Source organism: Cohnella sp. GCM10020058, from assembly GCF_042683485.1.
GTDB lineage: Bacteria > Bacillota > Bacilli > Paenibacillales > Paenibacillaceae > Cohnella.
In genome coordinates, this window is the sequence record NZ_JBHUJV010000010.1 from 208,287 (window position 1) to 230,517 (window position 22,231).

14 protein-coding genes are annotated in these 22,231 nt (G+C 58.7%); 10 read left to right on the forward strand and 4 right to left on the reverse strand.

Going from position 1 to position 22,231, the window contains the following annotated elements; all coding sequences use genetic code 11:
• Positions 1-6: 6 nt before the first annotated feature.
• The 5 genes from ACFSR7_RS20785 (at position 7) to ACFSR7_RS20805 (ending at position 7,537) form a co-directional block, all read left to right on the forward strand.
• Entirely contained in the window at positions 7-885 is an 879-nt protein-coding gene (locus ACFSR7_RS20785; protein ID WP_378164920.1) for a carbohydrate ABC transporter permease, read from the forward strand.
• Positions 882-1,706 carry a carbohydrate ABC transporter permease gene (locus ACFSR7_RS20790; protein WP_378164922.1) on the forward strand — a complete coding sequence of 275 codons (825 nt, stop codon included), beginning with the start codon at positions 882-884 and terminating at the stop codon, positions 1,704-1,706. The genes ACFSR7_RS20785 and ACFSR7_RS20790 overlap by 4 nt, the downstream gene beginning before the upstream one ends.
• Positions 1,707-1,768: 62 nt before the next feature.
• Positions 1,769-4,015 carry a DUF6259 domain-containing protein gene (locus ACFSR7_RS20795; protein WP_378164924.1) on the forward strand — a complete coding sequence of 749 codons (2,247 nt, stop codon included), beginning with the start codon at positions 1,769-1,771 and terminating at the stop codon, positions 4,013-4,015.
• Between the two features lie 85 nt (positions 4,016-4,100).
• Positions 4,101-7,421 (forward strand): discoidin domain-containing protein, encoded by a 3,321-nt coding sequence (locus ACFSR7_RS20800; RefSeq protein ID WP_378164926.1) that lies wholly within the window; start codon positions 4,101-4,103, stop codon positions 7,419-7,421.
• Positions 7,388-7,537, forward strand: coding sequence for a hypothetical protein (locus tag ACFSR7_RS20805; RefSeq protein ID WP_378164975.1), 150 nt, complete (start codon positions 7,388-7,390; stop codon positions 7,535-7,537). Before ACFSR7_RS20800 ends, ACFSR7_RS20805 begins: the two co-directional genes overlap by 34 nt.
• 93 nt (positions 7,538-7,630) lie before the next feature.
• On the opposite strand, the gene ACFSR7_RS20810 is transcribed toward ACFSR7_RS20805, so the two are convergent.
• Together ACFSR7_RS20810 and ACFSR7_RS20815 are read right to left on the reverse strand one after the other, a co-directional pair.
• Positions 7,631-8,782: a glycosyltransferase WbsX family protein gene (locus ACFSR7_RS20810; protein ID WP_378164928.1), complete on the reverse strand. Its 1,152-nt coding sequence runs from the start codon at positions 8,780-8,782 to the stop codon at positions 7,631-7,633.
• 99 nt (positions 8,783-8,881) lie between these two features.
• Entirely contained in the window at positions 8,882-9,817 is a 936-nt protein-coding gene (locus ACFSR7_RS20815; RefSeq protein ID WP_378164930.1) for a helix-turn-helix domain-containing protein, read from the reverse strand.
• 213 nt (positions 9,818-10,030) lie between these two features.
• On the opposite strand from ACFSR7_RS20815, the gene ACFSR7_RS20820 reads away from it, so the two are divergent.
• Positions 10,031-12,208, forward strand: a complete 2,178-nt coding sequence (locus ACFSR7_RS20820; protein ID WP_378164932.1) for a discoidin domain-containing protein — start codon at positions 10,031-10,033, stop codon at positions 12,206-12,208.
• Between the two features lie 725 nt (positions 12,209-12,933).
• Here ACFSR7_RS20820 and ACFSR7_RS20825 read toward each other — a convergent pair.
• Both ACFSR7_RS20825 and ACFSR7_RS20830 read right to left on the reverse strand, forming a co-directional pair.
• Complete coding sequence (locus ACFSR7_RS20825; protein WP_378164934.1) at positions 12,934-14,616, reverse strand: response regulator transcription factor; 1,683 nt, start codon at positions 14,614-14,616, stop codon at positions 12,934-12,936.
• 1 nt (position 14,617) lies between these two features.
• Positions 14,618-16,477 (reverse strand): cache domain-containing sensor histidine kinase, encoded by a 1,860-nt coding sequence (locus ACFSR7_RS20830; RefSeq protein ID WP_378164936.1) that lies wholly within the window; start codon positions 16,475-16,477, stop codon positions 14,618-14,620.
• A 195-nt stretch (positions 16,478-16,672) separates the two neighbouring features.
• Between ACFSR7_RS20830 and ACFSR7_RS20835 the strand changes: the two genes are divergently transcribed.
• The 4 genes from ACFSR7_RS20835 (at position 16,673) to ACFSR7_RS20850 (ending at position 22,183) form a co-directional block, all read left to right on the forward strand.
• Positions 16,673-18,097 carry an ABC transporter substrate-binding protein gene (locus ACFSR7_RS20835; RefSeq protein WP_378164938.1) on the forward strand — a complete coding sequence of 475 codons (1,425 nt, stop codon included), beginning with the start codon at positions 16,673-16,675 and terminating at the stop codon, positions 18,095-18,097.
• 111 nt (positions 18,098-18,208) lie between these two features.
• The gene (locus ACFSR7_RS20840; RefSeq protein ID WP_378116469.1) at positions 18,209-19,087 is read left to right on the forward strand and encodes a carbohydrate ABC transporter permease; all 879 of its coding nucleotides are present in this window, start codon (positions 18,209-18,211) and stop codon (positions 19,085-19,087) included.
• A 2-nt stretch (positions 19,088-19,089) separates the two neighbouring features.
• Entirely contained in the window at positions 19,090-19,989 is a 900-nt protein-coding gene (locus ACFSR7_RS20845) for a carbohydrate ABC transporter permease (protein WP_378164940.1), read from the forward strand.
• A gap of 37 nt (positions 19,990-20,026) precedes the next feature.
• Complete coding sequence (locus ACFSR7_RS20850) at positions 20,027-22,183, forward strand: glycosyl hydrolase family 2 protein (RefSeq protein ID WP_378164942.1); 2,157 nt, start codon at positions 20,027-20,029, stop codon at positions 22,181-22,183.
• Positions 22,184-22,231: the final 48 nt, after the last annotated feature.

A 22,231-nucleotide genomic window follows, 5' to 3' on the forward strand; every position in this document is an offset into this window, starting at 1 on the left:
TCCCGCATGAGATCGAGCAGAAGCTTTTACCGGTTAAAGGTTTTCTTCGTACTGCCCGCCTTGCTGCTGTACGGCATTTTTACGCTGTATCCCTTTCTCAGCAGCCTGCTTTATTCGTTCACGAATTGGGACGGCTTGCAATCCCCCGACTATGTGGGTCTGGCCAATTACCGGGCGCTGTTCCACGACAAAGCGATTGTGCAGGCCGCTAAAAATACGCTTTACGTCCTCGCCGTCATGGTGCTGATCGGCAATCCGTTATCCCTGATGCTGGCACTGCTGCTCAATCTGCCCTTGCGGAGCCGCGGGCTGCTGAGGACGCTTTTCTTTCTTCCCGCGCTCATGAGTCTGATGGTCATCTCGATCAGCTGGGGCTTTATCCTGCAATACGACGGCCTGCTCAACGCGATCCTGACGCTTTTCGGATTCGAAAACGGAATTCAGGACTGGCTCGGGACTATGGATTACGCGCTGCCGGCCGTGATCCTGATCCTGCTGTGGCAAGGGACCGGCTTCGGAGCGGTCATTTACCTGGCCGGGCTGCAATCCGTGCCCAGGGAGCTTCAGGAATCCGCGCAGATCGACGGGGCCACGGGCCTGCAACGAATCTATCACATCACCATTCCGCTGATCATGCCGTTTATTACGATCAATACGTTTCTCAGCATCGCGGGCAGCCTTAAGCTGTTCGATGTGCCGTTCGTCCTGACCAACGGCGGTCCGGGCACGGCGACGACGACGCTCGGTCTTTTGATCTACAAGTATGCCTTCGTCCATGAATCCTACGGTTATGCGACTGCGGCGGGGATGCTGTTCATGGTATTGATCGCCGTGATTACCTTCTTGCAGCTGAGCATCACGCGCAGAAGAGAGGTGGAGATGTGAAAAAGATTCGGCTAAGCCTCGGTATCGCAGAGCTGGTTATGCTGATCGCGGCTTGTCTTTTTCTGGTCCCTTTCTTGAATGTGCTTCTTGCCAGCTTCAAGCCTTCAAGCGAAGTTTTCGACGCGCTCCATTTCCCTTCAAGCTGGGAATTCGCGCATTACGGGGCAATCTTGGGCGAGGGCCGGTTTGCGCAGTCGTTGTTCAATACCGTCGTCATCACTTCATTGAGCCTGGGGCTCGTCGTGCTTTTCACTTCCATGGCGGGGTATGCGATCGGGCGTTCCGGCAGGGGATTGTTCCAGATCGTGTTCTTTATTCTGATCTCGGGCATGATCATTCCGCTGCAATCGACGATCATCCCGATTTTTAAGCTCGCGACCGCAATCTCCTTAATCAATACGCGCACGCTTATGATTTTGCTGTATACGGCCGGCGCGATCCCGTTTGCCACGATCATCTACACGGGCTTCGTCAAAGGCATTCCTTCCGAGATGGAAGAGGCCTCCGCCATGGAGGGCTGCGGGAAGACGCGCACGTTTTTCACGATTATTTTCCCGCTCCTGCTGCCTGCTACCGGCACCGTCATCGTGACGAACGTCTTTACGATCTGGAACGATTTTTTCGGACCGCTCATTTACTTGTACAGCCCCGGCAAACAAACGCTGATGACGCTCATTTATCAGTTCAAGCAGGAGCGGACGACCGATTGGGGGCCGATTTTCGCCTTGAGCGTCATTGCTACGATTCCGCTGATTCTATTGTTTTTCTTCGTGCAGGATAAGTTTCTAAAAGGTCTGACGGCCGGTGCGGTCAAGGGTTGAAACAAGCGTACGGCATGCTGGGACAGACGATAAGCTGACGACAAGCTAAGGAGAATGAAACGATGATCATCGAGCGCTCGGCCTATACGATCGAACTGGATTCGGCGAACGGATCTTTGATGGCATTTACGGATAAGCGATCCGGGAAAAACATGATTCATGGCGGGAGCGCGGTCAGGCCGATCTTTACGCTCCGGCTGCGGGATGACGCCGGACAAGCGCTGGACGTCACGGCGCTGCAAGCGGCGTCCGTCTCGCTGGAGCAGGCCTCGGAAGCGGCGGACGGCGGCACGCAGCTCCGATTTAAATATACGAAGCTGCAAAACCTGGATCTGGATGCCGTTGTTGAGATTGATATGCCGCACGATTCCAACCTCACCGACTGGCGCATTTCCTTCGACAACCGCACGGCATACCTGGTGGAGTGGGTCGACTTCCCGGACGTCGTCGTGCCGAACGATCTCGTCGCCACAGGGGGGACGGCACGGATCCTGTGGCCGGCCCATGAGGGCGTGCTGATCGAGGACATTGACAGGCGGGAGAAGACATGGCTGAAATACCAGGAAACCGGCTATCCCAGCAAAGGCTGGGACGGAACCTATCCCGGCCCCGCGCCGACCCAGTTCATGGCTTATTACGATGACGACTGCGGCCTTTACGTCGGTGCGCACGATGCGCAGCACCATGTCAAATCGATCGAATTTCTTCCGTTCGACGGGGGCGTGAGGCTCCAGTATCGCCTTTTCGTCGAGGGGGCCGGTCAAGGTTCCTGTCGAATGGACTTTAATATGGTGCTGGGCGTCTTCCACGGCGATTGGCATCAGGCTGCCGAGCTATACCGACATTGGTTTGAGCAGGGAAGCACGCCGCCGCGCATCGCGGACAATCCGGAGCTCCCGGCCTGGTACCAGGAATCGCCCGTCGTCGTGACGTATCCCGTGCGGGGCGTCAAGGATACGGGCAACATGGACCCCAACGAATATTTTCCTTACGTAAACGCGATCCCGCATCTGGAGCGCCTGTCCGAGCAGTTCGGCAGCAAAGTGATGGCGCTGCTCATGCACTGGGAAGGGTCCGCGCCTTGGGCACCGCCTTACATCTGGCCCCCTTACGGGGGAGAAGAAGGCATGCGGCAGTTCGCCGACGAGCTGCATGAGCGCGGCCACCTGCTCGGCTTGTACGCGAGCGGCATCGCCTGGACGCAGATGAGCCTGCTCGATCCCGATTACAACCGGGAATCGGACTTCGAACGTCTGGAGCTAGAGAAGGTCATGTGCGTGTCGCCGGAGGGCGAGCTGCCGTACTCCCTGATCTGCAACGGCGCGCAGCGCTGGGGGTACGATATGTGTCCGTCGCAGCCGTTCGTGACAGAGACGGTGCTCGAGGAGATCAGAGGCGTCGCGAACAGCGGCTGCGATTACATGCAATATTTCGACCAGAACCTGGGTGGCCTGTCGTACCTGTGCTACAGCAAGGATCATGACCATCCGCCGGGGCCCGGGCGCTGGCAGACGGAAGCGATGAAGACGTTGTTCCGCAAGATTCGGCAGGAGTGGAAGGCGATGGGCAAAGACATCGTGCTCGGCTGCGAGGCGGCTGCAGCGGAGCCCTTCCTGAGCGAGCTTCCTTTTAACGACCTGCGCTTCAACATTGGCTTGTTCACGGGCGAGCCGGTACCGGTCTATCAATATGTGTACCATGAATATATCAACAACTTCATGGGCAACCAGAACTCCAGCGGTCAGAGCATCGACCTGCTTAAGTCGCCGGACAATCTGCTCTGGCGGACCGCTTATTCCTTTGCGGCTGGAGACATGCTCACTGTTGTACTGGGACGCGGAGGGGCGATTAACTGGGATTGGGGGACGGAATGGGATTACCCGGCGCCCGATCAGCAGGCGATCGGTACCCTGATCCGCAATCTTAACGCCTGGCGCAACGGTGCCGGCAAGCCGTATCTCGTGACGGGCAGGATGCTCGCGCCGGAACGGTTGACTGGCGTGTCCGCGCAATCGATTCACATGCGGGACGGCAGCGTGCTCAAGCAGCCTTCGATTTTGACCACCAAATGGCAGTCGGCGGACGGCAAGGTCGCGCAGTTTCTGGTGAATTACACGACGGAGCCCCAATCTTATGACTGGCATCGGCCGCAAGACGGAGTGGCCGGCGCTGTGCTGGCCTATAAGCAGCCGGAGGGCGGGGGGCTAGAGCTCGCCGCGCATGCCGAAGGAGGCACGTACCGGGGAACGATCGAACCGTTATCCTGCATCATGCTGGCGTGGACGCCGTCGACGCAGGCGGCGAAGTAATCGGAAATGCGGGGGAGAAGACGTCAATCTTCTCTCCCTGCCTTAGACCGCTTTAAGCCAAATTTCTAAACAAGGGGAAATGATGATGAAATGGATGGTTCGCAGCGCAGGTCTTTTTATCCTGACGATCGTGTATGTCATGCTAGTCGTGCCGGGCCGGCAAGCCGCCGCCTCCGACGGCGTGCCCTTTGGCACGCATACCGTGCCGGGAACCATTCAGGCTGAGGATTTTAATTCCGGAAGCATCCGTGACGCATACTTCGCGCAAGCTTCTTCTCAGGTCATTCGCGAAACCGCTTACAGAGACGTCGCGAACGTCGACCTGTATTCCGATGGATCGAATCGTTATGTCGTGAGCTCGAACGATCAGGCGGCGGGTTCGTCGACCGCCGGCTATATTAGCGAGTATTTGAAATATACGTTCACGGTCGGCGCGTCCGACGCGGGCTGGTACGACATCGTTTACAGGGCGAAGGCCGGGACGTCGGGACAAAAAGGCAGCATTTCTACCTTGATCGATAACGTGCAAAAAGGCGCGACGAACAAAATCGACTCGACCGCGCTCCAGACGTATACGCTGCCCATGCCGGTCTATCTCGAGGCCGGTACCCACGTGCTGACGACGGAGTACAGCGGACCGGACCCGGGCACTTACGTAGACTGGATTCGCTTCGACAAGCGCACGTCAGCTCCGAGTTTTCCGGCGCCCCAGCGAATCACGGGCCTGATCGACAATAGCGAGACGTTCATTGCGAATGTCGTCGTGACGGCGGATACGACGGGCGTATCGGATGCGACGGGCGCCATACAGTCGGCCTTGGATCTGGCGCGTCAAATGGGCGGAGGCGTCGTGTATTTGCCGAGCGGAACGTATCGCCTGGATTCGGGCCTGACCGTTCCCGCCAACGTCGTGCTTCGCGGCAATTGGGGCAATCCGCTGCAGGAGACGCCGCAAAACGGCACGATTCTCGCGGTTTATTCCACTACAAAAAGCGCCGTAACGCTCTCGGGCGCGAACGCGACCGTCCGCGACCTAAGCTTCTGGTATCCGAACCAAGGCGCTTATTCGGCAGGCGGATTCGCGCCGACGAGCTACCCGTATACCGTCTTTTCCGAGGCCTCCTCGGTCAATGCCTACAGGCTCACGTTCTACAATTCGTTCCAGGGCATTTATTTCGACAAGGGCAGCGCGGTTAACATTCAGGACATCTACGGAACCTTCCTGTTCCAGGGCATTACGCTGGACGGCAATTACGAATACTCCTATCTGACCAATCTGTTCATGGGCGGCACGATCTGGGCGAATGCGCCTTCCGCGGTGACGGGCAAGCCGAATGCCGCCCAGCGGGCGCAGATTGCCGCATATACGAAAAGCTATTTGTACGGCATCAAGCTGTGGAAAAACGATGGCTTGACGATGTACGGCATCAGTATCAACGAGGCCAACAACGGCATCTTGATCGAGCAGGGACCGCCTGCCTCCAACGGCGCTTACGGCGCGATGGCCAAGATCAACGCGAATGTCCGAACGGATTATGTACGGGCGGAGGTCGGGGAGTTCATCAACACGGACAAGGTATGGCAGGCGCGTCCGTTGTTCTATGCCTTTGCGCCCGTGCGCAAACCGGCGAATGAAAGCAATCTGGTCAATGTGAAAGATGCGCCTTACAATGCCAAGGGGAATGGCGTCGCGGACGACGGTCCGGCGATCCAGAGCGCTTTGACGGCAGCGGGGAATGCGGGAGGCGGTACGGTGTTCCTGCCGCCGGGCTCGTATAAGGTGTCCGGAACGCTGCAGGTGCCGACGGGCGTCGAGCTGACGGGCAGCCACGGCTACGTCCATGCCCACAACAATTTGGATACGACCGTCCTGCTTGCCTACAGCGGCAAAGATACGGCGGTGCCGGATTCCGCGACGGCATTTCTGACGCTCAGCCAGGGCGCCGGAATCAAGGGCTTCAGCGTGTACTATCCGGAGCAAGGCTTCGCCGACGGCGCGGATCCGGGCGTCCCGGCCGACATCCGGTCCCTCTATCCGGTCAAGAAGTATCCGTATACCGTACGCGCCGCCGGAACGGATACATGGGTCAAATACGTAGAGATCGAGAACGGCTACAACGGCATCGATTACGGGACGACGGCGGCGGACCGGTTCGTCGTGTCCGGAACGTGGATCAATGCCGCCAACGTGGCGGTCAACGTGGGCGCGAATACGAACGGAGGCTGGGTCGAACAAGTCGTCGTCACCTATGGGACCTTCTTCCAGTCGAAGCATGCCAACAGTCCGCACACCTACGGCTTCGAAGCGGCTAAAAATTATACGCTCGCTCATACGGACGCCTTCGTGTTCGGCAACAGTACGAATGTCGCTTCGTTCGCCGCAGATTCGTTTGCCGTGAAAACGGGCCTCCATACCGCAGCGCAATCGGGCGGGACGGGGCCGCAGAATCTGACGCTGTTCCTGCCTTCCGTCGATACGTCGTCCGGTCCCAACGTGCTGATTGAAAAGGGCGACAGCATCCACATGGTCGGACTACAGGCAGGGGTAATGCCGGGACAGCCTTATACGAAGACCGGCGCGGGCTTTACGGGCACGATGAACATTTACGATTCGCTGCTCTGGGGAGATACGACGACGACCGTCCAGCAGCTGGGCGGAACGGTGAACGTCTATGACAAGGACGAAGGCGTTTATGCCGCCATCCCGATCACGCAGGGGCGTGCGGCTACGGCCAGCGCTTCCGCGGGAAGCAACGGACCCGAACGCGCGGTCGACGGCATGCGCACGTCCAAATGGGTGTCCACGACCGGCACAACCCATTGGCTGGCCGTCGATCTCGGCTCGGTGCAGAGCCTGACCCGCTGGGTGGTGAAGCATGCGTCTTACAATGGGGAGAGTCCTGCATTCAACACGCGCGACTTCAAGCTGCAGAAGAGCGTGGACGGCGTGACCTGGACGGATCTGGAGAGCATTACTGGAAATACGGCCGGCGTGACCGATCGCTCGATCTCTGCGGACGCCAGGTACGTGCGTCTGTATATTACCCAAGGTACGCAGATTGGGTCGGACGGCTATGCGCGCATCTACGATTTCGAAGTTTACGGCAGCACGAACATCAGCCTTAATCGGTGGGCTTCCGCCAATGCCTACAACCTGGCGAGCGAGACCCCGCAGAAGGCGTTGGACGGAGACGTGAATTCGAAATGGGTCGCGATCGCGAAGACGCCGAACAACGATTATTGGCTCCAGGCGGATTTGTTCGCTCCTGTTACCGTCAAGCGCATCCTGGTGCCGTCTCGCCGAGCTATGATATATACAACGCACGGGCATACAAGCTCCAGGCGAGCGCGGACGGGACGACCTGGACCGACATCGACAGCGTCAGCGGCAATGCGAGCGCCATGACCGACCGTACGATCCCGGCCGTGACGGCCAGATATTTTAGACTCGTGATTACCGAAGGCACCCAGAGCGGATACGATGGCTATGCCCGCATTCAGGAGTTCCAGCTGTATAATTGACTATTGTATAACGGTACATGTACGCAAAAAAGAAGACCGGAAGCGCACGAATTCAACGCTGCGCTTGCTGGTCTTCTTTGTTTGCCGATCGCTTTATTTTTTGCCGTATACCGCTTGAATCGCTTCCAGATAACCCATGCCATTCACGGTGTCCGGCTCGATATAGCTGCCTTCTGTCCATTCGTTCCAGGAGTTGATGGTCAGGATGGGAGCGACCGTATCGCTTGAAGCTTCTATGAATGCCTTCGCGGCCGCGAGCGACTCGCGGAACGCTTCGGGCGTATTGCCGACAAGAACCGGCGTGAACGGATAGCCGATATTGGCGTGAACGTCGGATTGCACCGTACGCGGGCTCGAATCCCAGCCCATGGACACGTTAGGGTAGTAGGGGATGCCGTAATCGCCGAACTGCTCGCGGAACTTGCCCCAATCCGCTTCCGACTTCTTGGCGTATGCCGGATATTCGACGGTGGGGTACGAATCCAGCGCGATATGGTGAATCCAGACGTACGAAGTGACGCTGTCGAAGCCGAGCTCCTGCACGCGTTCTCCCGGATTCTCGAGCGTGCGTTCTCCCGGCAAATTTTGAATGCCCCAGACGACGGCGTTCAGATGCAGCTCGCCGAGTCCCGCGTTCCGCACCTTGGCACGGAATCCTTCGAGCGCCGTTTTCGTCTGTTCGATCCCTCCCAAGCTTTGAATCAGGCTCATCAATTCATACACGGAGAAGTACAAGCCGCCTTCCACGCGCCAATACGACGGATGGCCGAAGTACTTTTCGATCATGTAGTCGCAGGCCGCTTCGAACGCTTGCAGCGACACTTGTCCGCTGTGAAGCAGGGTATGGTCCATTCCGCGCTTGTACGGAAAAATGTTGATCCAGTCGTGATTTGCCCACATCAGGGAAAATTTCAACCGGTCATTGTTGGATGCTTGCATGAAGCCGTCCTCGAGCGCTTTATTCAGGAAGGCTCCGTCTTCGTACCAGTACCAGTCGTAAATAAAGGCGTCGATCCCGTGATCGGCCGCCGCGGCAATCTGTTTCTCCGCGGTCTCGGGCTTGGATTCGTCCAGATAGCCCCACAGCGGCACCTTGGGCTGCTCGTGCCCGGGGAAGCGCGGCGTCGCGCGGCGCACAAGCTCCCATTCGTTCCAGCCCGCGCCATGCGTCGCTTCGTTGCGAGGATCGACATGATAGTTAGGAAAATAATAGACGGCGACTTCCGGTTTGCGCTTGTCGGTCATATAAGCACCTTCGTTCCTCGAAATGTGATGTTGCTGACTCCAGTTTACGAAAACGGAAGGTGCGCGTATTTGGATAAAACGACGGGGTTGTTGGACGATTCAACTGAACCTGGGACGCAGCGACTGCGCGTATTGCATCGGCGACAAGCCTTCGCAGCGCTTGAACAGCCGGCTAAAATAATGAAGGTCCGGATAACCGACTTCATCGGCGATCTGGCCGACCGTAAGGGAAGAATGAAGCAGCAGCTCCTTGGCCTTGTCCATGCGCAGCGAGACGAGCATCTCCATCGGAGATTGGCCGGTCGCTTCCTTGAACAAGGCGCGGAACCGGCTTGGCGACAGATGCACGGATGCCGCGATATCGCCGAGCTGAAGCTGGGAACGGAAATGCTCGCGCATCCACTGAACGGCTTGTCCGATCCGTTCGCTCTGCGGGTGGCGAATGCTGATCCCGGCAGGCGTCGACAACTCCCGGACGAGAAGGGCGAATAGATGAAGCAGATCGCCGCGCAGGCGCAGCTCCTTGCCGTATTCGCCGCTCTCGAACGTCGTATGCATGGAACGAAGCAGCGCTTCATATGCGCCGGGGTTTGAGGTGGAGACGACGCGCGGAAAATTGATATCGGACAGATAGACGACGGGCCGCTCCGTCAGTTCCGGGTCGTCCGGAATGAACGGCGAGTGCTGGTAATCCTGGCTCAGATAGACGTCGTCGACCGAGAAGTTGTAGGCGTCTCCCATGTAGATCAAGTCGAAGTGCGCGGCGAAATAGCGAAAGGTACCGTTCGGCGGGACCGCGCAGGAATGCCGCACCATGGGCTGCAGGATGACCATATCGCCCGGACCGATGGCGTATTGGACGTTGTCGATTACATAATCGCAGCGGCCTTCGAGCACGAACTTGAACTCGTAATCGTAGATGATGCGCGGAGGGAGCCGGTAGCGATCGTCGCCGTTGATATGTTGAACGAGGCGTACATAGGGCGCCAGTTCCCGGAACCCGATGCCTTGCCGCGCCTCTTTCTTTTGTTCCATGGGATCGTCTCCTTGATGGCCTTTGCATCCATTTTACATCGTCCGGGGCGGAAACGAATGCAACAACAAAAAATAGCGCCAATATCAAGATTTTGACGCTATACGTCTTCGTCAAGGCTGCCTGATACTAAGGCTGTACGAAGGTTTCCTTGTCGGGCGGATAGCCGCAATGCAAATTGTAAGCGCAACCAAAATTAGACAGGAGGAAAACAAATGAAGAGAATATCCCGGTTGGCTGCATGGATCATCGGCATGGCGGGCGTCATCGCGTTCGGGCTTGCAGCCCATGCGGATCAGGCGGATGCCGCGGTCTACTACGTGAACAACCAGAGCGGCGCCGGCTGCAGCAACGCGTCGGCAGGCACGTCGACGACGGCGCCCTGGTGCGACTTTACTCCGGTCAACGCTCGGACGTTCGCGGCGGGAGATCAGGTGCTGCTGAAGAGCGGCGCGACCTGGACCGGACAGACGCTGACGCTCAAGGGCAGCGGAACGGCGGCCAACCCCATCGTATTGTCGGCCTACGGCACGGGCGCGAAGCCCGTCATTGCGCCCGGCACGACGGATGCCGTCGCCGTGCTAATCGACGGTTATGCGGGGTGGAAGATTACGGGCCTGGAGCTGAAGAACGCTTGGGAAGGCATACGGCTCCAGTACGATCATGCGTACAACCGGGATTATATCTGGATCGAGAATATGACGATCCGAGATATGACGGCCGCGTACAACAGCGCGCCCGCCGTTTACAACCATACGTCCGCCGGCATCAGCGTCAAGACGATGGCCGACACCGTGTCGCCCGCTTATACCGACAAGGTGAATGCGCCGGGCAGACTGACCGCGCTTACGAATTTAACGATCAAGAACGTGGCGTTCTACAATTGCGATACCGCCACCTGGTTCGGGGCGCCCGTCTCCGGCTTTAATCCGAACGAGCATTTATGGACGAAGCGCGTCGTCATGGACAATCTGACGATCGACGGAGGCGGCATGTGGGGCTTCAACGTTATATTCGTGGATGGCGGTACGCTCACCAACCTAACGGCGAAAAACATCGGCGCCGTCTCCAATCCGTTCGGCTCGGCCGGCATCGTGGTCGCCTATTCCAAGAACGTCGAAGTGATCGGGGGCGAGATCGCGAACGTAGTCAGACACCCCGATCAAAATTATGACGGCGTCGGCTTCGACTTCGAAGGCGTCGGCAAGAACATTTCGCTGCGCGGGATGAATATTCACGATACGGCCGGAGCGGGCATTTTCCACTTCAACAATTCGAGTCTGCCGGACGTCGATTCGGTCATCGAAAACAACGTCGTCAGCCATTACGGCACGAATCCGGGGAACAGCAGCGAAGGGATCCAGTTTGCCGGCGGCACCGGGATCGTAACGAACAACGTGTTCAACAACAGCCGCGGCCGCAGCACGTACGGCGGAACCTACGGCGGATTTTTCTTTGCGGCGAATACGGTGAATACCGTGCCGACAACCTATGTGCCGACGGCGCCGTCCGCCTTGCCTTCCCCGGCCGGGACAGGCCTTGTCACGTCGCAGACGCTGGGCACGCTGCGCAACGATTCCAACGGCGAAGTCGGCTTCAAGTTCACGACCGGCGCCGGCGTTGTCAGCGTGAACGGGCTGGGAAGGCGATTCACTGCAGGCAATGAAAAGTCGCATACGCTCAAGCTGTATCGCGACAGCGACAAGGCGATGCTCGGAGCCTGCAGCGTCCGGACGTCCGCGGGAACGCCGGATGCGCTCGGTTATCAATATTGCAAGCTGGCGGAAAGCGTCTCGCTTCTGCCGGGCACCGCCTACCTGCTCGTGACGACCGAGGACAACGGCGGCGATCAGTGGTACAGCGACAATACGACGATCACGCTTGGCTTCGGAACGGTTGGCGGCTCGGTCTACAACAACGGATCCGGCTGGAATACCGGGATTTCGGGCAACCGCGCCTACGGTCCCGTTACGCTGCTGTACCAGGTCAACCTGGCCTACGGCGGCACCGCTTCCGCGTCGTCGACGGATACCGCCAACGGCTATTCGGCAGCCAAGGTGAACGACGGGATGGCCACCACCGACTTTAACGGCTGGGCCAGCGCTTCGCCGGTGATGCCGCAGTGGGTGCAAATCGACTTCGGCGCGAATCGGACCTTCGGCCGGGCGGAGCTGTTCACGACGAGCGGGTACGAGCTGCGGAACTACCAGCTGCAGGTATGGAACGGCACGTCCTGGGTCGATTGTGTCCCTGCAGTGACGGGTAATACGCAGGCGCATCGCACGCATATTTTTACGCCTGTCACCGGATCGAAGATCCGGGTATACGCGACGCTCGGCGATGCCGCCAGCAGCTACGCGCGCGTCAACGAAATTCAGGTGTTCGGCAACTGACGCCGCGGTGACGTCAGCCGAATCTATCAAAAGAAGCCTCACCGGTCCGCTCATGGACCGGGAAGGCTTCTTCTACGCTTTAGGTGCCAGACATCGGCCGAGTGCTGCTCTAGGAAAGCACTTCGCACTATGCGGTGTCCGGCACCAGCCGAGTGCTTTCCTATGAAAGCACATCGCAAGATTGGAGGCGCAGCACCTGCGAAGTGCTGCTCTAGGAATGCACTTCGCACCATGCGGTGTCCGGCACCAGCCGAGTGCTTCCCTATGAAAGCACATCGCACGATTGGAGGCGCAGCACCTGCGAAGTGCTGCTCTAGGAAAGCACTTCGCACCGTGCGGCGTCCGGCACCGGCCGAGTGCTTTCCTATGAAAGCACATCGCACGATCGGAGGCACAGCACCTGCGAAGTGCTGCTCTAGGAAAGCACTTCGCACTATGCGGCGTCCGGCACCAGCCGAGTGCTTTCGTATGAAAGCACATCGCACGATTGGAGGCGCAGCACCTGCGAAGTGCTGCTCTAGGAATGCACTTCGCACCATGCGGTGTTCGGCACCGACCGAGTGCTTCCTGCGAGAGTGTCATGTGTCATGTGTCATGTGTCATGCGTCAGGCGACACGGGCCACAGCCCATCGCCCGCCTTCCGCTTACCCTCTGACCATCGCCCGCTACCCTCTGCCGATCGCCCGCTCCCGCCGGACCCCGGCCGCGCGTGCCCCTGCGGCGTTCACAACGTGCGGAATTTAAACTCGCTCGGCGTGAAGCCGGTCGCTTTTTTGAACACCTTGGAGAAGTATTTTTCATTTTGAAAGCCGACGAGATTCGCAATCTCGTAAGTGCGGTACCGACCCTCGCGGATGTAAAACTTGGCCTTCTCCATGCGCAGCCTAAGCAGGAAGTCGGTGAAGTTCTCTCCGAAGTCCTTTTTGAACTCCCGGCTGAGGTATTCCGGGCTGATCTGCAGGTGGTCCGCCACCAGCTCCAGGCTGATGGCCTCGTGAAAGTGCTCGGCAATATAATCGCGCGCCTTTCCCATGAGCTTCTTGGTCGACCGGGTCGACTTTTCCTGGATATGGGCGAATGCGTCCGCGCATCGCTGCCGGAACCAGGCGACCATTTCATCCACGTTTTGCAGCGCGTTCACCTGCGTATACAGATGATACTCGTCGCCGAGCGCTTCGTCGGCGTCGAAGCCAAGCTGCTTCAAAATGGTGGCGAGCAGCACGACCAGCTCATAATTCAGCTTGGCCACGTCTGCGATCTCGAATGAGCAAGGAACGCGAAACGGCGCGAATCGCTCCGCAAGGAACGCGGACGCCTCGTCCTGCCGGTGGGCTTCGAACAGGGCCAGCAGCTCCCGTTCCGCCGCCAGGTCGAGCGATACGCTCTCGGAAGCCGATGCCCGCTCCGTGCCGCACACATAGACGCGGCCTCCGCCATGCACCAGCTTCTGCGCATAGGCGCGGCGCGCGGAGGCGAAGGAAGCCGGCGTCCCGTCGAGCCGTTCGGCAGGGCGTCCGACGCCCGCCGTGATAGACAGCTTCAACACGTCGCGCGCGAGTCCGGATGCCCGCTCCGACAGCGCCATGATCTTCCCGAGCCCGTTCTGCCCATCCGCGCTCTGCCCATCCGCGCTCTGCCCATTCGCGCTCTGCCCATTCGCGTTCTGCCCATCCGCGCTCCGCTCATCCGCGCCGTTCCCATTCAGCAGCAGGCCGATCCCGTCGTCCCAGCGAAACGGTTCTGCGACAAACCCGCCTTCCCGAAAGACCTCAAGACAGAGATTTTCAAGTCCGTACTTCAGCAGCTCGACATCGGAACGCGGCATCGTTTGCGCGATGCGAGCCGCCTCGTCCATGCCGGCGAGCCAGGCATAGTGGAAAGGATACGGAAACCGGATGCCGTATTCTTCGCATTTGCGCGCTTGCCTGCCGGACGCCTCCTTGCCCTCGACGATCTCGGTCAAGTAACGGCGGCGCAGCTCCGACGTGCCGGCATTTAATTTGATCTGAAGCCGCAGCTCGTCTTCGCGCAGGTCCCGCTTTTGCATCAATTCCTGCAGCGCGCGGCGGATGACATCCTCCAATTCGGCCTCGGCGACGGGCTTCAGCAGATAGGCGTAAGCGCCGAAGGTCAGCGCCTTCTGCGCATATTCGAACAAGTCGTAGCCGCTCAGCACGATGAACGGCACGTCGCCATGAAGCTCGCGAACGCGCTCCAGCAGGGCGATGCCGTCCATTTCGGGCATTCGAATATCGGACAGGATGAGATCGGCACGCCGCTCCTCCAGCAGCGCCAGCGCTTCCAAGCCGTTGCCGGCGATCCGGATCTCGTCGATGCCGAACCTGCGGAGGGCGTCCTCGAGCGAGCCGCGAATTTGCGTCTCGTCTTCGACAATCAGAATGTTCATGTCAGACCTTCTCCTCTCCAAGCCTGTCGTGCTGCGGGAGCTTGATCCTTACCGTCGTAAAGACGCCCGCCTTCCCGCTTATTCTGATGCCGAATGCCGGGCCGAAGTGCAGCCTGATGCGCGCATGCACGTTGCGAATGCCGAGCCCGTTTCCTTTGCCGCCTGCGGCAGTCGATTCGTTCGCCAAGGGCTGAGGCAGGCCGGCCGCCTCGGACGACGGTTGGTCGAACCAGCCGTTCATCCGCGATATTTCTTCTTCGGACATGCCCGAGCCGTTATCGTAGATATAGATGAGCCAGTGATCGCCCGCCGGCTTGGCCGTAATGCGCAGCTCGCCGCCGATCGTCTTGTTCGCCAGTCCGTGCTGGATCGCGTTCTCGACGAGCGGCTGAAGCGTCAATCTCGGCAAGGGCTTTTCCCAAAGCGTGTCGTCGATCTCGAAAACGGTCGAGAACCGTCCGGCAAAGCGGATATCATGCAGATAGATATACTTGCGGATATGATCGATCTCCTCGCGCAGCGTGACGGCGCTGCTGTCCTGGTGCAGGCTGTACCGGAAGATACCCGACAGATTCTGCACCATGGCGGAGGCGCGTTCGTAATCGTGGCGGTCGATGACCGATTTGGTCGCATACAGCGTGTTGTACAAAAAATGAGGATTGATCTGTGACTGCAGCGCATTGAGCTCCGCTTGGTTGCGAAGCAGGTTCGCTTCATATTTCTGAACGATCAGCGATTCGATGTTCCCGACCATGCTGTTGAACGCCTGGCTGATGCGGGCCAGCTCGTCGTTGCCCTTGACGGGCACCCGCGTGGAGAAGTTCCCCATCTCCAATTGCTTAAACGAGGGCATGAGCCGGCGAAGCGGCTTGACGATCAGGAAAGAAACGACGATGGAAATCAGCAGCACGATCCCGGAGATGACGATCAGCATGGCGGCCGTAATGCTGCGAAGAAACCCGCTCTTCTTTTTCAGCTCGGACATCGGAAGGAGGGACACGACCTGAAATCCGTACTGGGACGGCGCGCTGGCGATGACAAGCATACTCCGTCCCCCAATGTCAGTCTTGAGTTGTCCGCGGCTAAGCCCCTTGGCGACGGACAGCAATTTGGCGCTCTCTTGTTCCTTCCATTCGACATTGCTGTAAATGAGCTTGCCCGTCCGGCTGATGATGGCGGTCTGTTCGCCCTCCTGCAGGTTCATGTTGGCAATATCGCCAAAGAACTGCTCCGTGTTCTGATCGACCAGCAAAACGCCGGCCGGTCCGTCCGCGTTGTAGTCCGTGATGGACTGCGCGACGGAGACGACGACAGGCTTGGGGGCGCTGACGGGATTAAAAAGAAAATCGTTCGTGTGCGGATCGAGAAAATGAGGCGCGCCGTTGAGCGCCATCGTCTCCTTGAACCAGGGCTCGTCCAGCACGGAGCCAGCGACGGAGTTGCGGCCCTGAACGTTAATGGCATACTTCACTTCGCCGCGCGTGTCGATCAACGTAATTCCGTTCAATTTGTCGTTCATCTGGATAAGGGCGAGAAAGTAACGGTCGAGACGTTCCTTATAGTCAAAGTAGGCATCGCTCGTGTCGCCTGGACCGGAGCTGAGCATATATGTAATTTCCTTGCTGATTAAAAAGAGGGAGGCCGACTGCTTCTGCAAAATGAGCACGTTCTCGTCGATGTTGCGTACGATTTGGTCGGAAATGGCCGCTTTATTTCGAATATAGTTGTTCTCTACGTTACGCGCGGACAAGGTGTAGGAGACGGCGCCGTACAGGAAGACGGGCACCGATATGGCGAGCAGGTAGATCACGAACAGCCGATACGCGATCGAGTTGTTTGCCGGGAAGCGCCATTTAAGCATCGAGCTCCACTCCAGGTTGTTATTGTGCTTTAAGTTGTTCCTATCATAGCATGGCGCCGGAGCGCGTTCTATGGGATGATCAAGAAATTGCACCTGATGTCAAGATGTTGATTCTATTCGATGCCGCGGCGTCCGGCTTACAATGAGCATGCGGGACAGTGCCGCACGGTCTGTTCATCATAGGAGGGGTTCTCAATGAATAACGTACGGACACGAAAAAAAGTACAGACATTGATTCCGGCTAGTATCCTTGCGCTCGGCTTGCTCTCGGCTTGCGGATCGAACTCGGATGCGGGCGGAAATGGATCTGCAGCAAGCACGAATACGGGGAGCGGCACGCAAAATACGGAGGCCGCAAGCACGGCAAGCAGCGGAGCGACGGCGAGCGATGCGACTGCAAGCAGCGAGGCGACGCAGGATACGGAAGCGTTTACGATCAGCGTGGCGAGCTGGAATCTGGGCGACGAGCCGCTCGGAATCGTGAAGGCGTACCGCGAAGCGTTCGAGAAGGCCTACAAAGTCAAATATCCGAACGCCACGATCGAATACAAGAATACGCCGGGCGAAGCCTATTTCGATCTGCTCAAAGCGCAAATGGCTTCGGCGTCGGCGGCCGACGTCGTCCAGTTCCAGAGCGCGCAGCTCCCGCTGTTCGCGAAGGCGGGCTATATCGCCGACCTGTCGGACATGCCGTTCGTGGCGAATATCGACGGCGCGCCCAAAACGCAAAGCTCCTACGGCGGCAAAGTGTACGCCGCGCCGTTCGACCTGAACAGCAACGGCGTCTGGTACAACCGCAAGCTGTTCGAAGACAACGGCATCCAGGTGCCGAAGACATGGGACGAGCTGGTGAAGACGGCGGAGACGCTGAAGAGCAAGGGCATCACGCCATTTGCCGGCGGCTTCAAGGACGCCTGGGTGGCGAGCATGACCGTCAGCGTCTTCCTGCCTAACGAGTACGGCAGCGATACGTTCGAGAAGGACGTATACAACGGCGCCAAGAAGCTGAACGGCCCGGAAATCCAGGCCGCATTCGGCAAGCTCCAGCAGTTCGTGGACAAAGGCTATTTCGGAAGCAACGCGCTCAGCAACGGATGGGATCTGCAGCGCAAGGATTTCGAGGACGGCAAAGCGGCCATGATTATCCACGGCCCGTACATCGGCGGTCTCGTCAACAGCGAAATGAAAGACAGCGGCGGTATGGAAACCGGATTTTTCGCCCTTCCGAGCGATAAAGGCGACCCGCTGCTCAGCGTATCCGTCGGCGTATTGACGGGCGTCAACGCGCATACGAAAAACCTGCAGCGGGCCAAAGACCTGGTGACGGCGATGCACGATAAGGATGCCATCATCATTCGCGACAAGGATGCAGGCGTATTCCCGGCCATCAAAGGAATCGACATCGATTACAAAGAAGTGGGCAACAAGGATTTCCTGAGCGTGCTCGGCTCGACCAAGAGCATGATTCAGGGGCAGTTCATGCCGGCCTCCGTGGGCGACGTCTACGCCAAGCTGTTCACCAAGATGCTCGCCGGCAAAGCGTTCAGCCCGTCCTGGCTGGACGAAGCCGACAGCGCCTTCGTTCGCGACAAGGGGCTCGTGGCTGCTCCCGAGCAGTAAAATTCATTATGGACAGCAACTGGCCGGGAGGCCAAGAAGGGATGCCGCGGATCGAGCTTCGCCGCCGTATCCCTTCTTCTTTCCAACGAACAACCGAAAGCAGGGAAGCGTATGAAATCGGGTTTTAGAAATGCATGGGTCGAACTCTCTTTTGCGGCGCCCGCATTGATTTTGTTTCTTATCATCGTCGTCTGGCCGTTCGTCAGTTCGTTCTATTACGCCTTGACGCAGTGGGACGGATTTTCCAAGCCGGTCTTTATCGGTTTCGACAACTTCGTCAACTTGTTCAAGGAACCCGGCTTTCGGATTGCGCTTCGCAATACGCTGCTTTTCGCGCTGGCCGGCCTTTTCCTAAGCAACGCGCTGAGCCTTGCGCTCGCGCTGGCGCTGAACAGGGCGGGACGCTCGCAGACGGTGCTGCGCACGATCTTTTACTTGCCGGGCGTCGTCAGCTTCGTCACGATGTCGATCGTCTGGACGATGATCTACCACAACGACGGCGCGCTGAACCAGCTGCTGCGGTCGATCGGACTCGGTTCGGCGGGGCGGGAGTGGCTCGGCACGTACGACTCGGTCATGCCCGCGCTGATCGTCATCATGGTGTGGGGCGGCGTCGGCTTTGGCGTTATCGTCTTTCTTGCCGGTCTTAGCTCGATTCCGGCCGAGCTTTACGAGGCGGCCAATCTGGACGGCGCAGGCCCGTTATCCGTTTTTCGCTACATCACGTTCCCGCTGCTCATGCCGTCGATCACGGTCGTGACATTCCTCGGGCTGACCACGACGCTCCGCATGTTCGATCTGCCTTTTATCATGACGAATGGCGGTCCGGGCGACGCCTCGAACACGATCTCGCTGATTATTTACAAGCATGCGTTCAGCTATAGCAATTACGGGTATGCGACGGCCGGGGGCATCATCCTCTTTCTGTTCGTCGGCGTCGTATCGCTGCTTCAGCTCAGGCTGACGAGAAGCAAGGAGGTGCAGATCTAAAGATGAGCGCGCTTCAGACTTCGGCCCGGGCCAAACGGCAGGTCGATCGCGTCAATCGCGTGCCGGCGGGGGTGGCCGCTTCGCGGTCGCCGCTTCACGTCGCGTCCCAAACCGCCACATGGCTCATGGGTGCGCTTTTCCTTGCTCCGTTTCTGCTGTTCTTCCTGAATACGTTCAAGGATAAAGCGCATATTTTCGACGCCTTTTACATGCCGGATATTACAGACTTAAGCAATTACAGGACCATGCTGCGCAACACGGATTTCTTCGCGTCTCTGTCGCTCACCGTCGTCATCTGCGCCGTTACCTTGTTTTTTATCGTCCTGCTTTCCTCGATGGCCGGCTACATCATCAGCCGCTCCGAGCGCAGATGGATCAAATGGATGTATGCGCTATTCGCGGCAGGTCAGATCATTCCCGCCCAGTCGAGCATGCTGCCGCTTTATAAGCTCGGGGTGGCGACGCATCTGATCAACACGCCCGTTTTTCTGATCATCATCTACGTGGCCGGGGGGACGGCATTTGCTTCGCTGTTCTTCGCGGCCTTCACGAGAACGATCCCGCAAGCGCTGGAAGAATCGGCCTTCATCGACGGCTGCGGACGGTACCAGACGTTTTTCCGCATCATCCTTCCGCTGTTGAAGCCGGCGACGGCAACGATCGTTACGACGACCGTGTACTGGTACTGGAATGATTTTCAAGGCCCGCTGATTTATCTGAATGCCGGCAAGGTCGCGCCGCTCATGATGTCCGTTTACAAATTCATGGGCGCCAACGCAACGGTAGATTGGGGACCGGTGTACGCGCTTTGCTTCCTGTCCGCCATACCGATGATCTTGTTCTTCCTGTTTACGCAGAAGTATTTGCTGAAGGGCCTCGTCGTCGGCTCGGTGAAAGGCTAAGTTGCGAGGGCAGGCGAACGGGGAGGGTTTTGTGACGATGAACGACGCGAACGACGCAAACGACGCGAAGGGTGGCGGGAAAAACGCGTTCGAAACGCCTCCGCTGCGCTATCGCCCGTATCAGATCGTCCATGAGTGGGGGGACGATCCGCGAACGAAGCTGGAGCGCCTGGCATCGCTCGGGATCGGCGGCATCGTGACGAACGTGTCCTGGGACGATCGTTATCTGCAGGCTGAGCGCGCATTCCGAGAGCTCGCTGCACATATGGAAGCGGCAAGGGAAATGGGACTCGTCATCTGGCTGTATGACGAAAAAGGCTATCCCAGCGGCTCGGCTGACGGCCTCACGCTGTCAGGCCATCCGGAGCTGCAGGCGCGGGGGTTGTACCGGATTTCCGTGCACGGCAGCGGAATGGCCCCGATGGTCGTGACGCTGCCGCAAGACGGCATTCGCTTCTATTCCGCATCGCTGCATTCGCTAGAGGAAACTGCGAATGGAACTGGAGCGCAATGCGCGGAAATGGCGGATGACGGGTTGGCGGTGCGGACGAACGGCATCGAAGGCGAATGGGTGCTGCACGCTTACGTGGAGAAATTCCTGTACGAAGGCACACACGCGGAGCGGAACGGCTGGTCGCCGCGACGATATCCCAATCTGCTGGATGGCAAGGCTGTTCGAAAATTTATCGAGACGACTTACGAGGCGTATGCGGCCCATATCGGCCAAGGAAAAATCGGCGAAGCGGTTTCCGCCTTCTTTACCGACGAACCGAGCCTGATGGCGGCGTATCAGAACACGGAAGAAACGTACGAGCGCGCTGTTGTGCCTTGGACGGAAGCGCTGCCCAGCCTGTTTGAGCAGGAGCATGGCTATGCGCTGGCGCCTTGGCTTCATGCGCTGTTCGATGGCGACGGGGAAGCGGAGCGAACCGTTCGTGTACAGTTTTACAGGACCGTCGCGAGCTTGCTCGCGGACAGTTATTTCCGTCAGCTTGCCGACTGGTGCGGGACGAGGGGCATCCGCTTTTCGGGACATGCGCTGCTGGAAGAGAGCATGGTGTATCACACCGCTTATTACGGCAGCCTCATGCGCGTGCTGCGGGAGATGCCGTTTCCCGGCGTCGACATGCTGACGACCAGACCCCGACGCTATGTCGACGATCCGTTCGGCTATTTGCTCGCGCCGAAGTTCGTCAGCTCCGCGGCGCGGGCCGCCCGCCGCCGGGACGTGATGGCCGAGATCTGTCCGGTTCACTTCGATCCGTCCGGCGCGTTTACATACGACGGTGAAGCGTCGCTTCGCGACATGACGGGAACCGCCAATCTGCTGTATATGGGCGGCGTGACGCACATCAATTCCTATTACGGCGCCTTGGATATGGAGGAGGAGCGCTACCGGCGCTACTGCGCGCATGTCGGCAGGCTCGGCGTCATGCTGGAGGGCGCGGCGCATCTGCCCGATGTCGGCTTCTACTACGGCATCGAGACCTATCAGGCGGATTATAAACCGATTCGCCAAGCCGTACGCCACCAGCCGGGGCCGATGTGGGACCGCCACGAATCGCTGCTGGCGACGGCTCGCGAGCTGCTGTCGGCAGGACTGGATTTTAACTTCCTCGACGATCAGGCCATTACGGATGCGGAGCTTAAGGATGGGGCGCTTGAAGTCGGCGGCATTTCTTATCGCGTTTTGCTTATGCATGGCGTAGAGGTCATTCCGCTCGCCGTGCTGGCGAAGCTGCAGCGCTTCAAATCGTCGGGCGGGCGGGTCGTCTGGACCGGGACGCTGCCGGCGAGCGGCATTTACGCCGGGGAGCATGGCGAAGTCGTCCGGCGGATGCAAGCGTGCGAGCTTGTCAAGAGGGGAGAAGCCGCAGTAAGGATACGGGCCGCCTGCTCCGAATCGATAGCTGAGCCTGTGCTTCGGATCGCGGACGTCGAAGGCGGCGAACGGCTGCTCACGAGCCGTTATCGCAAGGATGGCGATGAATTGCTGATGCTGATTCACGCCGGCGATGGCATCGCGGAAGCGACGCTGGAAGCATGGACGGATGGCAGGCGCGATGCCATCGTTTCCGACCCGGCGACGGGAAGCCAATCCCGCGTGAATCTGCCTTTCCGTCTGCAGCTGCAGCCGTACGAATGCCTGTTTTTACGGACGATGAGCGAAGGGGCTCGCCAGGCAGATGGCTGACCCCTTTTTCTACAAGCCCATTTGAAAGCGAATTCATTTTAAAGAGGA

Coding starts and splice junctions, on each gene's coding strand:
- ACFSR7_RS20785 (WP_378164920.1), top strand. CDS start 7: ATGAGATCGAGCAGAAGCTTTTACCGGTTAAAGGTTTTCTTCGTACTG.
- ACFSR7_RS20795 (WP_378164924.1), top strand. CDS start 1,769: ATGATCATCGAGCGCTCGGCCTATACGATCGAACTGGATTCGGCGAAC.
- ACFSR7_RS20800 (WP_378164926.1), top strand. CDS start 4,101: ATGAAATGGATGGTTCGCAGCGCAGGTCTTTTTATCCTGACGATCGTG.
- ACFSR7_RS20810 (WP_378164928.1), bottom strand. CDS start 8,782: ATGACCGACAAGCGCAAACCGGAAGTCGCCGTCTATTATTTTCCTAAC.
- ACFSR7_RS20815 (WP_378164930.1), bottom strand. CDS start 9,817: ATGGAACAAAAGAAAGAGGCGCGGCAAGGCATCGGGTTCCGGGAACTG.
- ACFSR7_RS20820 (WP_378164932.1), top strand. CDS start 10,031: ATGAAGAGAATATCCCGGTTGGCTGCATGGATCATCGGCATGGCGGGC.
- ACFSR7_RS20825 (WP_378164934.1), bottom strand. CDS start 14,616: ATGAACATTCTGATTGTCGAAGACGAGACGCAAATTCGCGGCTCGCTC.
- ACFSR7_RS20830 (WP_378164936.1), bottom strand. CDS start 16,477: ATGCTTAAATGGCGCTTCCCGGCAAACAACTCGATCGCGTATCGGCTG.
- ACFSR7_RS20835 (WP_378164938.1), top strand. CDS start 16,673: ATGAATAACGTACGGACACGAAAAAAAGTACAGACATTGATTCCGGCT.
- ACFSR7_RS20840 (WP_378116469.1), top strand. CDS start 18,209: ATGAAATCGGGTTTTAGAAATGCATGGGTCGAACTCTCTTTTGCGGCG.
- ACFSR7_RS20845 (WP_378164940.1), top strand. CDS start 19,090: ATGAGCGCGCTTCAGACTTCGGCCCGGGCCAAACGGCAGGTCGATCGC.
- ACFSR7_RS20850 (WP_378164942.1), top strand. CDS start 20,027: ATGAACGACGCGAACGACGCAAACGACGCGAAGGGTGGCGGGAAAAAC.